Annotated in this window: 13 protein-coding genes and 2 pseudogenes; 3 read left to right on the top strand and 12 right to left on the bottom strand. The window is 38.7% G+C overall.

Features of this window, described 5'->3' with window-relative positions; genetic code table 11:
- The 3 genes from AC4IFO_RS21580 to AC4IFO_RS21570 form a co-directional block, all read right to left on the bottom strand.
- On the bottom strand, positions 1-287 hold a 287-nt coding region (locus AC4IFO_RS21580; protein ID WP_490737481.1), incomplete at its 3' end, for a S24 family peptidase.
- 193 nt (positions 288-480) lie between these two features.
- Positions 481-774, bottom strand: coding sequence for a stability/ partitioning determinant (locus tag AC4IFO_RS21575; RefSeq protein ID WP_490737479.1), 294 nt, complete (start codon positions 772-774; stop codon positions 481-483).
- Positions 775-847: 73 nt separating this feature from the next.
- On the bottom strand, positions 848-1,516 hold the full coding sequence (locus tag AC4IFO_RS21570) for a nucleotide-binding protein (protein ID WP_490737477.1): 669 nt from the start codon (positions 1,514-1,516) through the stop codon (positions 848-850).
- Between the two features lie 485 nt (positions 1,517-2,001).
- Here AC4IFO_RS21570 and parM point away from each other — a divergent pair, with 485 nt between their 5' ends.
- Both parM and AC4IFO_RS21560 read left to right on the top strand, forming a co-directional pair.
- On the top strand, positions 2,002-2,979 hold the full coding sequence (gene parM / locus AC4IFO_RS21565) for a plasmid segregation protein ParM domain-containing protein (protein WP_490737475.1): 978 nt from the start codon (positions 2,002-2,004) through the stop codon (positions 2,977-2,979).
- A 3-nt stretch (positions 2,980-2,982) separates the two neighbouring features.
- On the top strand, positions 2,983-3,363 hold the full coding sequence (locus AC4IFO_RS21560; protein WP_490737473.1) for a hypothetical protein: 381 nt from the start codon (positions 2,983-2,985) through the stop codon (positions 3,361-3,363).
- A 774-nt stretch (positions 3,364-4,137) separates the two neighbouring features.
- On the opposite strand, the gene AC4IFO_RS21555 is transcribed toward AC4IFO_RS21560, so the two are convergent.
- From AC4IFO_RS21555 to AC4IFO_RS21540, 4 genes are all read right to left on the bottom strand, one after another.
- Positions 4,138-4,749 carry a recombinase family protein gene (locus AC4IFO_RS21555; protein WP_490737471.1) on the bottom strand — a complete coding sequence of 204 codons (612 nt, stop codon included), beginning with the start codon at positions 4,747-4,749 and terminating at the stop codon, positions 4,138-4,140.
- Positions 4,750-5,305: 556 nt separating this feature from the next.
- Positions 5,306-7,204, bottom strand: coding sequence for an ATP-dependent helicase (locus AC4IFO_RS21550; RefSeq protein WP_490737469.1), 1,899 nt, complete (start codon positions 7,202-7,204; stop codon positions 5,306-5,308).
- Entirely contained in the window at positions 7,204-8,262 is a 1,059-nt protein-coding gene (locus tag AC4IFO_RS21545; RefSeq protein ID WP_490737467.1) for an ATP-dependent nuclease, read from the bottom strand. The genes AC4IFO_RS21550 and AC4IFO_RS21545 overlap by 1 nt, the downstream gene beginning before the upstream one ends.
- A gap of 17 nt (positions 8,263-8,279) precedes the next feature.
- A protein-coding gene (locus tag AC4IFO_RS21540) for an IS3 family transposase (RefSeq protein ID WP_490737465.1) occupies positions 8,280-9,439 on the bottom strand; the annotation gives its coding sequence in 2 pieces (ribosomal slippage) (positions 8,280-9,166 and positions 9,166-9,439; 1,161 coding nt in all).
- A 61-nt stretch (positions 9,440-9,500) separates the two neighbouring features.
- Here AC4IFO_RS21540 and AC4IFO_RS21535 point away from each other — a divergent pair.
- Positions 9,501-10,772 (top strand): annotated as a pseudogene (locus tag AC4IFO_RS21535) (Tn3 family transposase); the annotation flags it as partial.
- A 418-nt stretch (positions 10,773-11,190) separates the two neighbouring features.
- On the opposite strand, the gene AC4IFO_RS21530 reads toward AC4IFO_RS21535, so the two are convergent.
- From AC4IFO_RS21530 to AC4IFO_RS21510, 5 genes and pseudogenes are all read right to left on the bottom strand, one after another.
- Positions 11,191-12,135 carry an omptin family outer membrane protease gene (locus AC4IFO_RS21530; protein ID WP_490737463.1) on the bottom strand — a complete coding sequence of 315 codons (945 nt, stop codon included), beginning with the start codon at positions 12,133-12,135 and terminating at the stop codon, positions 11,191-11,193.
- Positions 12,136-12,490: 355 nt separating this feature from the next.
- A complete protein-coding gene (locus tag AC4IFO_RS21525; protein WP_490737461.1) occupies positions 12,491-12,763 on the bottom strand; it encodes a helix-turn-helix domain-containing protein in 273 nt (90 codons plus the stop codon).
- A gap of 188 nt (positions 12,764-12,951) precedes the next feature.
- On the bottom strand, positions 12,952-13,065 hold the full coding sequence (locus AC4IFO_RS21520) for a TraR/DksA C4-type zinc finger protein (protein ID WP_490737482.1): 114 nt from the start codon (positions 13,063-13,065) through the stop codon (positions 12,952-12,954).
- A 189-nt stretch (positions 13,066-13,254) separates the two neighbouring features.
- Entirely contained in the window at positions 13,255-13,710 is a 456-nt protein-coding gene (locus tag AC4IFO_RS21515) for a hypothetical protein (protein ID WP_490737459.1), read from the bottom strand.
- A 328-nt stretch (positions 13,711-14,038) separates the two neighbouring features.
- Positions 14,039-15,642: pseudogene (locus AC4IFO_RS21510) on the bottom strand (hypothetical protein); the annotation flags it as partial.

Raw genomic sequence — 15,642 nt, 5'->3', positions numbered from 1 at the left:
ATAAGCGCCTTAGTCGGCGTGACTTGCAGGTATTTACAGGTGAACTCCCCGTTGTATTCAGCGACCACAATTTCCCCATGACGGGCAGTAAGGTGACTTTCAACGACTAATAAGTCACCGTCAAAAATCCCCGCATCTTTCATCGAATCCCCTGAAGCACGAAGAAAATAGGTGCTTTCAGGGTAGCGAATAAGCTCTGCATCAAGTGATAAACGACGCTCGACGTGATCTTGAGCTGGGCTTGGAAAGCCACAGGCGATTTGACTTTCAAAAATGGGAATTTGCATAGGTTATTAACACTGTATAAATAGACAGTATTAATATACTGCATATTTTCACACTATACAAATATACCGAGTACTCTTTTTTACTCTCCTTTTGAGCAAGTAAACCAACATAGCTATTAAATTATTATGAAAACTGAGTAAATATTTTCCTATAGAAATGGCTATCACAGTAAGCAGATAAAATTTAAATTAATTATGTATTTAATGCTTCAAGGATCAGTTTGTTTTTATCATTACTGTTCAACTCTTTAAAGCCCAGCAATGCTGCTTTAAGAATTAAAGTATTATTTTGCCCCCCGTTTTCGGCTTCATTATCCAGAATGTCGATATAAGACTGAGGTAGTCTAAAACTTCTCAAGGTAGACTTACTATTTGAAGCAGGCTTTCTGTCTCCCTCATTAATAAAGCGAGATTTTTCGCCTTGTTTTAGCTGTTCTTCGTTATTATCAATTTCTGGAATTTTTGGTACTTTTAACTTGATTGACATTGTTGCTATCCTTTAAATAATGTAATTACATATTATATACACATAACATACACCGTATATACTTTATTCATCATTAGATAGGTAAATCAAACAGATCAATTTCGTTAGCAATTAATTCTAACTGAGCTTTTGCAGCACTTAAGCTACTCGCTTTTTCAACTTCGTGAACCCCAGCCCCTTCATTGACTGCATTCTCAAAAATATCCAATTCCGATATTCTTGTTCTTAATGGCTGAACCCAAACCTCATTCCCTCTTAGCTCATCATCAAGTGCTGTAGCGGCTTGCGTTTTGTGAGGCTTAACCCTTGTCATTAGTACATAGGGCTGTAGTTCAGGATTGTGCTTAATCTGCGCGGTTCTAATGGTTTTAGTCACCGTTGTTAATGTTGTTTTCTCAAACATTGAAGATGGTTTAACAAGAGTAAGCGCAACATTGCTCACTGTTAGTGCACTTCTAAATTCAGAGCAATCATGACCAGCACAGTCAACGAACAATAAATCGCATAGCTTTTGTAGTTTTTGTATTTCCTTACTGATATCACCGTAGGCTTCATATACAGGAATTTGTTGTAAACCATTATCAGCTCTAATTTCTGCCCAATGAAATAAGTCATTATTCTTATCTGATTTCAGAATAATAGTAGACAGCCCTCTTTGAGTCGCCATGACAGCAATATTAATCAATGTAGTGGTCTTTCCGACACCACCTTTATCAGAACCAAAAACAATAACCTTTCCCATAGTACCCCCGAATAAAGAATCAATAATAAAAATAGTGTATTCGCATTGTTTTACACTGTACATACTTATGCGTCAACACAACGTAAATACCCTGTACATACATTGATATATGAATATATACAATATACATACTATGTAATACTTAAATACATATGTAATAAGTACAACATAAATACAGCGTAAATACACAAAAGTAAATACCTCGAAAATACATTGTAATAACACCATTGTATATATGACGTATTACAATGTAAGTACATCAATTCGTGTATCTTGTACATACAAAGGAATACGGTGTATATACAAAATCTGTATATTACCTGTATGAAACATGTTTTAAACAGGTAATATACAGGTATAAAATACTTGTAATTTGGAAAGCAACCTGTATATTACAGGTATAATACAGGTAATTCATGAGTAAGAAGTCATTGTATTGCCCATAATTCTACTGAATGAAACTAAACGTAGTTGGAGAAATTAGAATGATTGTATTTTGTGATGATGGGTCTACAGCAACAAAACTCGCATGGGCAGATAATAAAAAATCATTGGTAACGAAAGTAATGAATAATGGATTTATTACTGATTGGAAGTCAGACGTTTTAAATAAAAAAACATTCAACTACACATTAGATGGCCAAAAGTTTGCCTATTCACCTAACAGTATAGATATAGAAGTAACCACTAATGTTAAGTATCAATACAGTGTGATTAATACACTGAACGTACAGCAGGCACTACAGCTTTCCGGATTAGAGCCACAATTAATTGATTTGATCGTTACACTACCTATCTCGGAATATTACGATACCGATGGCCAGGAAAACACGCTGAAGATAGAACGAAAAATAGAAAACATTAAGCGTGAAGTGCATTTAAGTAAAGGCCTTGTGTTCACCTTTAATAAAGTCGTAGTCTATCCAGAATCTCTACCAGTTTTAGTTTCAATTCTTGGTGATGATGTAGATCCATATGAACGTTCACTAGTTTGTGACCTGGGCGGAACTACATTAGATTGCGGTCTTGTTATGGGAGCTTTTGAAGATGTATTGAAAGTTTCCGGTGATCACACAATAGGTACTCAGCTGTTAATAAAAGAAATATCGAATGCATTAATCAAAGCTGACACTCATTTGAATTTCAACCATGTAGATGTGTTAGTACAGCGACTACTAGCAAATGAAAACATTGATTCGATGATAAATAATATCGAATTAATACCTTTAATCAAAGAGCAACTTAATCTATCTATGAAAAAGTTAGCTGATAAATGTCTTGTTCATATTGAACAAAATTACAATGGTTTCAATAACATTTATTTGACAGGTGGGGGCGCTCATTTAGTTTATGAGTTGATTAAGCACCACTGGGAACAAAGAAATGTTAAAGTGATTAAGATAGAAGATTCTCAGATAGCATTAGTTAAAGCACTACCACTTATACATTCCGATAATGAGTAAATTATGAGTAATAAACGGCTAACATTCTATTTCAATACAGATACGCAAGATCAGGCAGTGCTGTACACTTTTTTAAAGAATGAACCGAATATGAATAAAACTATGAGGGATGGATTATCGCTCATAGTTGAACTACGAAAAATCAACAGCTCATTGCCTGAGTTGTTGAAAACAACCTTACAGAACAATGGAAGTATCAATGATGTAAAAGCCATAATCGATGTTATGGCCACTTTATCACAAACATCTGATAAAACAGGTAAGGCAAAGGAGTCAGTAGAAAACTGCGAACCACCTATAGAGAAAGGGGATAATTCAAATACTTCGGCTACAAATGAAGTCATTGCTAATGCTAAAAAGATTTTCAGTAAAAAAATAAAATAACTACGGTAAGAAACTCAACGTAATGATCAACGTAGTTTACCAGAATTTTTCAGTTAAATTTTTATGCAAATAAAACTCTCTAATTTAGAGAGTTTTATTTTATAAACACATATCATTAGGTTATAAGTATATGAGATGCATGCTCTAATGTTGCTTTTGCGTATCATTTAAATAATGTTGAATATTAATATGATACGATATTATAGAAATAACCCTAATGAAAGATAAACAACTATTCTTCAAGAGCTGATTGCAATTAATGCGGCAATATTCAATCAAGGCAGCTGCTATGTCATGCAAGGAAAAAATTTATTTAAAATAGAGTCTCTTATATAAGGCGAGCTTTTTGAAATTTAAACTTTTGAACAAAAAAGCAACTAGGAAAAATTACATATTTATTGTGATTTTATATTTTTTTTGCCAGTTAATTTTAATTAACTATGTTTCTCCTTTGTTAGATAAAAATCATTTATCTGAAATCTGGAATGATGGAATTGCGTATGCAATTTCAGTCATTATGTATGTTATTTTTTGCAATATATTCAGTATATTACTTATTATATTGCAAATTTATTTTTTACGAATATGGATATTTAGATTAAATGATATTGGGATAAGCAAGTATCTTTGTGTTACTCCAGTTTTGTTTTTTTTGATCGTGGTAATTAATAATTTTTTTATTTTCAATTCATGGATAATTTACAGTTATTATTTCCTTATCTTTATTAGTTGCATTCCTTCTACAGGGTACACAAAACAAACAACCCAACATAACTAATTTGATTTTAAAGTACCTGATTGATAGTCTGAATTAAAGCTTCCCTTAATACGAAGGATCGTTTGCCTTGTCGTATTATACTCTCGTGCAATTGCGCTAATACTGACACCACTTTGTATTCGTTCAATTACAATCTGTTTTTGTTCCTCATTCAGGGTAGGGGGGCGACCAAATCGCTTCCCTGCACTTTTCGCTCTAGCAATACCTGCATGAGTCCGCTCGACTAACAAATCTCGCTCAAATTCCGCAACAGCTGATATGACCTGCATCGTCATTTTCCCTGCAGGGCTTGTTAGGTCAACACCACCTAAAGCCAGGCAATGAACCCGAATATTCCTCTCTGATAATTTTTCAACGGTTTTCCTAATATCAATCGCATTACGGCCAAGACGATCCAGTTTAGTTACAATCAGAACATCACCATGTTCCATTCTATCCAATAAACGCGAAAAGCCGGGTCGGTCACTGGCAGCAACGGAGCCACTAATTTGCTCTTCAATAATTCGATAAGGCTCAACTTTAAAACCAGCTGCTTCAATTTCTCTTCTTTGGTTTTCTGTGTTTTGTTCCAGTGTTGATACACGACAATAAGCAAAAACTCGTGACATAACGTTATTATCCGTCCGAAATAGATGTCCGAATAATAACACATGTACGAAATTAATTAAGCTTAGTTTCGTACACTATTTATCACCACTGTACGAAATCGAACATTTTCGGTCACCCCACAATATTTTTTATCGTAAGCCAAAACTCACTATTGGGATCCACTTCAAAAACCAGGCTCCGAATCGAAACATTATAAAGCATGCGGCATCAACAATTTATTGGTTTATCATCGGTAATGTATGTAATGGTTAGGATAGGGTATCTCTCAACCAACTAATGAATGCATAAAAACGATGTAACTGTATATACGCGCGACTAAAATATAAAAAAACTGAATATCACTAACAGTGATCTAGTACAAATAGGGTATAAAGAAAATCCCTTAAGGAAGGTATCCTAGATTAGTTGAGCGGGCCACATTTAATTATTAAAGGGGTCTGACGCTCAGTGGAACGAAAACTCACGTTAAGATTTTTTTCTAAAATAAGAGGCCAACAGAGCGAAAACTTACCGTAAGGTTAAATCTTCTGCCCTGATGACCATTTAATGCGCGCTTTACTCTATTTCTTTGACAAAGCGAGATTTCTGTTGGAACTTAAGATCTTTCCAAGGCATCATTCTTTGTTTAGGGTACGTAACATAAAGCCAACGCTTTGCGCGAGTTACTGCCACAAAGGCATTATTACGTTCTTCATCAATTTCTTTTATTGAGTTTGCTCGGTAATCAGGGAAAACGCCCTCACACATTCCCATCAAAAAAACGATGTCTTTTTCAAGTCCCTTCATAGTATGAACAGTACTCAATAACACCCCGTTTTCTAATGAGTTTTCTGTTAACTGACCAAGTGCTAAAGCATTTCTAAAAGCGACTAAAGAACCTCCCAACCCTTTTCGTTTGAATAAAGTCCAAGCTCTGCTAAATTCATTCAATTCATCTAAACTTAATTTTATCTCTTCAGACTTTCCTTCAGATGGAGCATCGGCTTGACTAATTAAACTAGTTAATTTTTCTTCAAACAAACGAACGAACTTTCTTATGTTTGGTTCATCAACGTCTAGATTATTTATTGAGTTCATTAACTCAGAGTACAATTCAGCGTTTTCTCTATCCAGTTTTTTAGTTTGATTGGCTAAAATATTTAAAACACCATTTGACCATGATGTAGGCGCAATAATACCCAATAGTGAGCACAATTTTTTACCATCAACCCAATCTTTTGGATTTAGCTTTATGCGAATAGAGTAATCGAGAATTCTTCCAAAAATTGTCGTAGGCTCTAGTTGACGCTCTCCTTTTCTCATAGAAAAATTGATATTATTTTGTTTTAAACAAACTTCTAGTTTATTAAAAACAAATCTATTCCTTGCTATAACAACCATTTTATCTAAAGATATGTCACCCTCTATTTCAGGGTGTGTTTTTAACTCTAAGAGCAGCTTAACTGTAGATGTTATCCATTCAGCCTCAGCTTCTTCCGTATCAGCGGAAACTATCTTAACACCGCCTTCTAAGGCATAATCAAGTTCCGCTTGAGAGTTCGGCTTTAATTTATTCGCAGCCCTAATAATAGCCTTTGCACTACGATAATTTTCTCTTAATTCAAACTGAAATGGAGTGAAATCCTCCAAGAAATAGGTGCAAAGATACTCTTTTGAAGAACCATTGAACCCATAAATCATCTGATTCGGATCCCCCACCATGAATATACTTTGGATGACATCTCCGCACAATGCCTTAATAAACTCATACTGGGCTTTATTTAAGTCTTGAGCTTCATCGATACAAATATGTTTGTACTGAGAACGATAAATTTGAGCGATCCAGTTATGTGTTAATAAAATTTTGTGAGCATAGACTAATATGTCATCATAATCTATCCCACCACTATTGACTAAAGATGATTGATAGTCTTGAAAAACCTTCCAAATATTATTGTTTGGATATTTTTCTGTTACATCTGATTCTGTAAATAGCTCACGTTTGATTCTTGAAAATATATCCATATAATTTTGAAGGTTTTTTTCTCGACTTTTTAGCTCCTTAGAATCAGAAATATTCAGATATTCATCAATATTTACGCCATCTTCACGCAAGGATTGGAGGAAAACTTCCATTCGATCTTTATCTCGATCATAAATATGAAGCTCTGCAGGTAATCCTACTGTATGCCCATACTTCTCAAGAATACGCTGAGCCACAGAATGAATTGTTGCTATCCAAGCCCTGTCTTCCGCTTCAATACAGTCCTCCAGGCGAACAGACATTTCTTCCGCAGCTTTGTTTGTGAAAGTGAGCGCTATCACCCCATCTTTTTTTGTATTCTGCAATATATAGCGAACTCGTTCAGTTAAAACTCGTGTTTTACCTGAACCGGCTGAAGCAAGCACTTGAATTGCTTTATTAAATGGTGCGTGCACTATTTGAGCTTGACTTGATGATAAGTTCAACATCATTATCCCCACCCTTTTAGCTGAGTAAAAGTATCAATAACAGCCTGAGGTATTAATTGTTCCACTGTTTTATTGTTTGGATTTCTTAATATGACATCAGCTAGAAAACCAGCGTAAGATGCCTTGGAGGAATGCATTTTCTTTAGAAGCTCATCATCAGTAAGTCCCACGATTTCTCTAGTTTTAGCTTCAATATAGGCAGCATTACTTCCCCCCCTTGTCTCCGTATTAATCAGAGCCTCGATAATTTCTTGGCGCATCCCTACAACATGAATTAACTCAGCCTCAATATCATTTTTAGGTGACAAATAGGAAACATGTAAATTTTTTTCCGACAGAATTAATGATGTGTTTTTTTCAATCTTCCTTAATTGAGATTCAATTTCCGCTTTAGTATTTCCATCATTATCACTGACAATGCACACAGGAATGCCAAAACTCAATGCCATTTTTATAAATGGCGGGTAGTTTTTCCCAGAAACACTTATACAATTTACACCAACAGAAAATGCAGATTTTCCAAAAAAGGCTGAAAACATTGAAGGTATTATTTGTTCTTCAGTAACACCTTCGAATAATATTATCGCTTTTGAGAACAATAGCTCGCCTCTGAACCGCATAATTTCTCGCTGAAGAATATTTATATCTTCTGGATCTAATCCACTAATTAATTGTGTAGCATTGATATCATTTGATGTTCTAATCAATCCACGTAAGTTTTCAAGTTCTGACATCCCCACTAAATATGGGGAGTGTGTACTAATGATAACTTGGCCAGGACTATCTTGTAATTGTTGGAAAAGTGTTCTTTGCGCATTCGGATGTAAATGTGCCTCAGGTTCTTCCGCCGCTAATATTGGAAAGAATGGTTCAGCTTCTTTCTCATGGTTTGTCGCCATCAATTCTGTAAATGCTTTCACTGCCAATATAGACGCCCAACTGCGTGTTCCCATACCATGGTATTCCATAGAGAATGAGCTTTTATCAGACTCTCCAAAATGCACGCTGAATCGTTTTGAAAGATCTCTTATTTTTTTGGGAAATGGTGTTGTAATGGTCAATAAATTCTGTAGAAGATCTAAGCGGCATTTTTGAATTCATGATATTTTTGATGGGGTGTTAAATAGCCGATCGTTGAATGGCGCCGATAATAATTGTAAAACTGAATGTAATTTTCAACCTCACAGATAATAGATTGGTGATTCATAAAAGATAAATGGTTGAGTCTTTCTGTCTTTAAACTCCTAAAAAATCTTTCCATCACCGCATTATCGAGGCAATTACCTCGCCGACTCATGCTCTGAGTTATTTTCCGTTCAATGAGGTGCACCCTAAACTCCTCCGATGAATATTGGCATCCTTGATCGGAATGGAACATTAAATTTGTCGTATCCGGTAATTGCCGTTCAATCGCGTTATCTAAGGCTTCTTTCACTAATTTCGAATCTGGTTTTGTTGATAAGGCATAACCAATAATTTCTTTGGTGGCTAAATCCAACACACAGGCTAAATAGCTCCACCCATGATGATGCCGAATATACGTGATATCCCCAACATAATAGTGATTATGCTGTTTAGGCAAAAATTGGCGTTTAAGCAAATTAGGCGCATATCGATGCGCCTTACCGGATGAAGGATAATAGTGCTTTTTAGTCGGTTTAATGGCAACTAATTGTTTTGTTTTCATGATGTTCGATATTTTATGTGTACCAACGTGATAGCCTAAATCTTTTAACTCTGCTTGGATACGCCTTTTGCCGTAAGTCTGACCCGACGCAGTAAAAATACGTTGTATTTCATTACTCAATCTTTCATTTTCAACTGTTGGTATTTTAGATTCATAATAAAAGCTACTACTGCTTACTTCAAAAAGGAGGCATAGCTCAGTGACCGTGAAATTTGGGTGCAGAGTTTTCATTTGTTTCACGATTTTGAGTTTTGATTGTCGAGGATGAAGTAAGCTGCGGCTTTTTTTAATATATCATTATCCCTCTGAGCACGCTTAAGTTGAACTTCTAATTCTTGTATACGCTGTTGCTCGGGGGTTAACGCTTTTGATTTTACAGGCGTATTCCCCTTTAACTCAGCAAGATATTGTTGTTTCCATCGCGATACAGCAGATTTGCCCGCACCGGATATTTTTTCAACTTGAATATTGCTATATCCCCCTTCAACCATGAGTTTTGCATATTCCAGTTTTTGCTTTGCGCTAAAGGTCACTTTTACTTTTCGGGTCATATTTATACCTATAAGATTTTGCTTAATTATAAGCTATAAATCTCTACAGTTTTATTAGACCATTACACCTGTGGATCTGACGGAATTACTGCTCGAAATAAACGCCCATACAGGATTCGCTGATGAGTTTTTCCATGCCAGCGAAGCCAGCGCCAGAGTTGACGACCTACCAGTCAGTATCAGCGCGGTACTGATGGCTGAAGCCTGCAATATCGGTCTGGAACCCCTGAACAGAGCGAATGTGCCTGCACTGACACGGCACAGGCTGAACTGGACAAAGGCAAACTATCTGCGGGCTGAAACCATCACCAGCGCGAATGCCAGGCTGGTTGATTTTCAGGCAACGTTAGCGCTGGCGCAGATCTGGGGCGGAGGAGAGGTCGCCTCTGCTGATGGAATGCGTTTTGTTACGCCAGTCAGAACAATCAATGCCGGGCCTAACCGCAAATACTTTGGCAGTAACAGAGGGATAACCTGGTACAACTTTGTGTCCGATCAGTATTCCGGCTTTCATGGCATCGTGATACCGGGGACGCTGAGGGATTCCATCTTCGTGCTGGAAGGCCTTCTGGAACAGGAAACCGGGCTGAATCCTACCGAAATAATGACGGATACAGCAGGTGCCAGCGATCTTATTTTTGGCCTTTTCTGGCTGCTTGGGTATCAATTTTCCCCGCGACTGGCAGACGCCGGCGCATCGGTATTCTGGAGAATGGACCGTGATGCCAATTACGGCGCGTTGAATGACATTGCCAGGGGACAATCAGATGCTAAAAAAATAGAGCAACAGTGGGACGAAATGATCCGGGCCGCAGGTTCGCTGAAATTGGGTAAAGTTCAGGCATCGGTGCTGGTTCGCTCATTACTGAAAAGTGAACGACCGTCCGGACTTACGCAGGCAATTATCGAGGTGGGGAGAATCAATAAAACGCTGTATTTGCTTAATTATATTGATGATGTGGACTATCGCCGCCGCATTCTGACCCAACTGAACAGAGGGGAAAGTCGCCACGCTGTCGCCAGAGCAGTTTGTCATGGTCAGAAAGGTGAAATAAGGAAGCGATATAGCGACGGCCAGGAAGATCAGCTTGGTGCGCTGGGGCTGGTGACTAACGCAGTAGTGCTGTGGAACACCATCTATATGCAGGCTGCGCTGGACCATCTTCGGGCGCAAGGCAAAATATTTAATGATGAAGATATCGCACGCCTTTCCCCGCTTTGTTACGGACATATCAATATGCTCGGCCATTATTCCTTTACGCTGGCAGAACAGGTGACAAAAGGGCATCTGAGGCCATTAAAAGATGCGTCAGAGGAGGATAATATTGCTTAACGTGAGTTTTCGTTCCATTGAGCGTCAGACCCCTTAAACTATGGGGGACAGTGACCTTGGATGCGTGCAGGAACAGATTGTTGAGGGCAAATATCATTTTTTTGGTTTAGATCTATTAATGTTACCTCGGGTATCGAGTGGCAACTACTCAGTAAAATACAGGCTACAATCCAGTTAAACTTAAAAAACACCATATATCCTCACTAAACATAAATACCGCAATACAGTAAATACGCGAACGACTAACAGCATAGCTAACGATGATAACTTAACTTTAGAGTCAGTCCATATAGTTTTATCGCAATGTTTGAAATTATTACTTGGTGCAATAAAAATTACCGATACATTACACTTTAGGCGGGTCAAACTGCTCAACAGACGGGTGCAAAACCGGACGAGTAGCCCGGCTCCTATGCCCTCAGAAAGAGTACTTCAGACCGACGGTTGTCATAAAATTATAGCTCTCAATACCACTACTGTTTCCGGCGCTATTTTTCTCACCCGAGCTGTAATTGTAGGCATACAAACTGCCTTTTTTGTTGGTTGCACGGCTCCATGCCCCTTCTAGATACATTTTTACATTAGGCGTTAGGTAATAACCCGCGTTACCGGCAAGAGAGTAAAAATTCTGGTTCTTAATATTCGCGTTGTAGGTTGTATTTGACAAGTAGTGTTCATCGTTGTCAAATACACGCACCCATCCGCTATATTTGAAGCGGCCACCAAGCTCAAAACGTTCATAACGGTAGCTGCCTACAATACCGATGTACGGCATTTTAAAACGCTGCTTATAGCCGATGACTGTCGTCCCAGCAGGAAAAGCCCCTATGCTAGGCTGACCTGTGTTTTCGTCCGTATAATTAAATGTTCCTCCGGTTGCATTGAAACTATAGCGGTTCTCCTGATATCCAGCCATCATACCAAAACGATAGGTAGGCTCATTTAACAACCATCCTTTTACATTGATATCAAATTCATTGGCGTAGTTTAAACGGGTGCCAGTATGCTTACTTTGGTCTGTCCATGCGTTTTGACTTTTATTCAGCCAATCAGTATCGTCCATATACCCCCCTCGGCTGGCAATAGTTGTCCAACCCGAAACGCCAAACGATAGAGAGGGCATTAAATTCCAGTCAAGGGAACCGTTAATGGTTGTTGCATTACTATATTTCCAGTTAAGCTGGCTGTTCTTGTGCCCACTGGAGTCAGGGTCATAAACACGTTCTCGAGTTTTACCGCTCAAGCTACTTAAACCTATATCCCCTGTAAAATTTTCTGGCGTAAAAGCCTGATGACTTACATCCGCAATGGCAGGGAAAGAAATAGATACAGCAATCGCTAGCCCAAAAATTGAAATTCTCATAAATATATTCCTATACGCTTGGTAAATATCGGTAAGTTTATGTACGTAAAAATAATTGAGTCAATAAAGAACGCTTCGTTGTTTAAAAAAAACTTAACCTCTTATCGTTTATGTACCATTAATCAATTGTCTTTGAGCACCCAATCCCTTTGCTTCTCTTACCTGTTCAGTTATTAAATCTAACGAATAAACTATTCTTCTAAAGAAGAAGGTGATTAACTTAATTTAATATACGAGCTTTTGTGTTTTCTTTATTGCATTATTCATTGTGACAAGAAACATATATTTTAAAAGACGAGGGAGTGATTTATTCTTTAAAAAGAAAGTCCCCCTATAATAAACATACTGGATATTTTTATTCATAAAATGAATAAGAATCAAAGTCCGTTTTATTTTCAAACTCAGTGATTACACCATTAAAAAAAATCGGAATATCAGCATTTAATAATTTTAAATACATGACTATAGAATCAATATCCATTTTATTGATGCCACTTTCCATTCGATAAATCTGTTGCTTACTTTTATTTAACAATTTTGCAAACTCACTGCGCGTATAATTTTCATTTTTTCTTAACGCTTTTAATTGACGTCCAACGTAAATTGCTATCCTTTTATTTGTATCCATACAATAGCCTTTTGTTATCAATAGATGATTTTGTGTACTATGTTCAATTCGTTCATATAGAGCCCATACCTTTAATGAAAAGTTCCAGCACAGCCTTAGGTTGCCCTACCCTTTTCATTTAAAGCGCGAAGGAGTCCTTATATTTTCCTGTACGCTCAGTTAATGGTCTTTATTAAGTCCTTGATGACTCAACGATAGAGTCGCTTGACGTGTTTTTCGTCTCTTTCTGCGCATAATACACATAGTGTCACGCCGGGTAATACGTTTCGCCGCTCATCCGATATAGGTGAACCACAAACCACACACACAGAAAGGCTTTCGCCTTGGTATTTTTTTCGTGCCTTTAAAGCCAAAGATAAAAAAAGTCACTCTCCACTTGGGAGATATCGATGTCATCCACCACATGAAACTCCTTGACGTATTATTACAACAAGCTAATTGCACTATTTACCAAATCTTGTTAACGGTCATCGATAACACCGCTACAGCGATTAGGTATCAATAAAGTCGATTAAGAGAGACTCCAGCGATGCTTTTTCCCATATCCGCCGGTACCAGATTGAGGGTAATTTTAGGGGGTGATTTTTTCGTTTTAAACGAAGAATACGCCATTGAGCTTGGCGTTCTTGCCACGATAATAAACAGTGCGTTTGTAATTTGGGAGACTCTACCTCAAATAACGTCAACAAGACCGTTGTAACAGGTAATGAAGTTGAAAAACTGGGCGAAACACGTAAAATGACTGTCGTATACTCACTCAGAGGTACTCGCATTTCATTAAACAATTTATCCCCCGAACGCTCTTTGGGTGATAAAAAATCAGAGAGCCATTCGGTTAATTCCCCACAAAGTTGCTCAACACGCTGTTTGTGTTGCTGCTGCGCTTTTTTTAACTGTTGATACTGTTGGCATTGATGCTCAAGTTGCTGTTGGATTTTATCCATCATTACGCACTCACTTGTGTAAAAACAGATCCGTTATCACATTGGTATTATTTGATAATTTGATATCAATTGTGTTGACCACGCGTGCCCTAAATTGAGTATATGATGAGCCTCATCATGGTTGCCTTATTTAGACTTTGCCATATCTGTATTGCCGCCTACCATAACGTTGATAATGCATTTTCCCATAACCCCCCCCGCCTCCTAGCGGGGGGAGCCTAAACAAAGAATATTATCAATCTAATAAACCGGATGACAGTGTGACAAAGGCGTAAAGCGAATTACGCTCCCGTCAACTAATAAACCTCGCTATCCACTGAGACTCAAAAAATTAACGTACTACAGTCCCATTAAGTCCCCCCGTTGTATTATTTCCCGTCGTTGTAGAAGAAGGCGATGTACTTTCAATGTGTATTCCGCCTCCTACATTAAGCGTATTTTTCGGTTGGACTGCAACGTAGATTACATTACCTACATCACTCGCAGTTAATGTGTACGAAGGTACAACACCAGAACTAACTATATAATTTGCTTGATTATTATTAATTTTCCCCACAACCTCACTACGTGTATGCCCCCATGAGTAGAGAGAACGTCCTTCAACTTTAGAAGTACTGTACATCGGATTGAACAAATACGTTGCTGCCAGTTGTCTACCGACCTTCAACTCTCCAGTCATTGTTAAGGAACCCAAAGAAGGATCAGTTCTAGGAGATAAAACCCTCCCTCCCACACCACCCGTTGTGTAATTCCCTTGAGCACTCGGGGCATCCGTCGCCAATGTCACCGTGTTACCAGTGATGGCCAAGCCATTTTTCGCTTGTACCGACACCTCTTTCACTTTACCCGCATCCGCCGCCACCAAGGTGTAACCCGGTACTGTGCCTGACGTGGTCACGCTGCTGCCGCTGCTTACTGCCGCCGCGGTGTTGCCTTTGTTGCCCCACGCGTAGGTGGATTTATCGGTGTTGTCGCCACCGTTCGCATCAAACGCATACTGCGCCGTCAACGTGTTACCATCAACTAATACACCTCGCAGTGTCAAGTTAGCCACTAGAGGTTTCACTCCAGAAATTTCCCCTTGATTGCCACCGGTAGTCTCATTCCCCTCATCAGCACTAGCATCCGTGGCTAACGTCAACAGATTCCCGGTCAAATCAAGTCCATTCTTCGCTTCGACAGAAATTTCCTTCACTTTACCGACATCCTCTGTCACTAACGTGTACGCAGGCACACTACCGGATGTGGTGACGGACGTTCCGCTTCCCACCTGAGCCGCAGTATTACCTTTGTCACCCCAAACATACGTCGATTTGTCGGTCACATCGCCGTTATTCGCATCGAACACATAACTCGCGTTCAGTGCTTTGCCCACTTCTAGCTCACCAGTCAATTTCAGCTTATCAATGATAGGCATCATGACCGGGTTAATAATACCGCCATGGCCATCACCATCAGTGGTTTCATTACCCTCTTCCGCTGTCGCATCTGTGGCTAACGTCACCGTATTACCCGTAAGGCTCAAGCCATTTTTCGCTTGTACCGACACCTCTTTCACTTTACCCACATCCGTGCTGAGTAACGCGTACATCGGGACTTCACCAGAAATAATGACGGTCTCTCCAGTCTCCACGACATCTTTAGTGCCACCTTTATCGCCCCACACGTAGGTCGAATGGTCTGTTGCATTACCGCCATTGGCGTTAAACACATAACGGGCACTCAGTTGATTATAAAGTGCCAGTTTTCCTTGCAGTGTTAAGTTAGTCACCTGTGGTAATGCATTCGGGTCAACAATATTGCCATTATCGCCACCGGTGGTGTCATTGCCCTCAGCTTTGCTTGCGTCCGTCGCCAACGTCACCGTGTTACCGGTCACCGCCAAGCCATTTTTCGCTTGCACCGACACTTCTTTCACTTGACCGACATCCGCTT

Source organism: Providencia sp. UF-224, from assembly GCF_058245955.1.
This window is presented reverse-complemented; position numbering and strand designations above follow the sequence as displayed.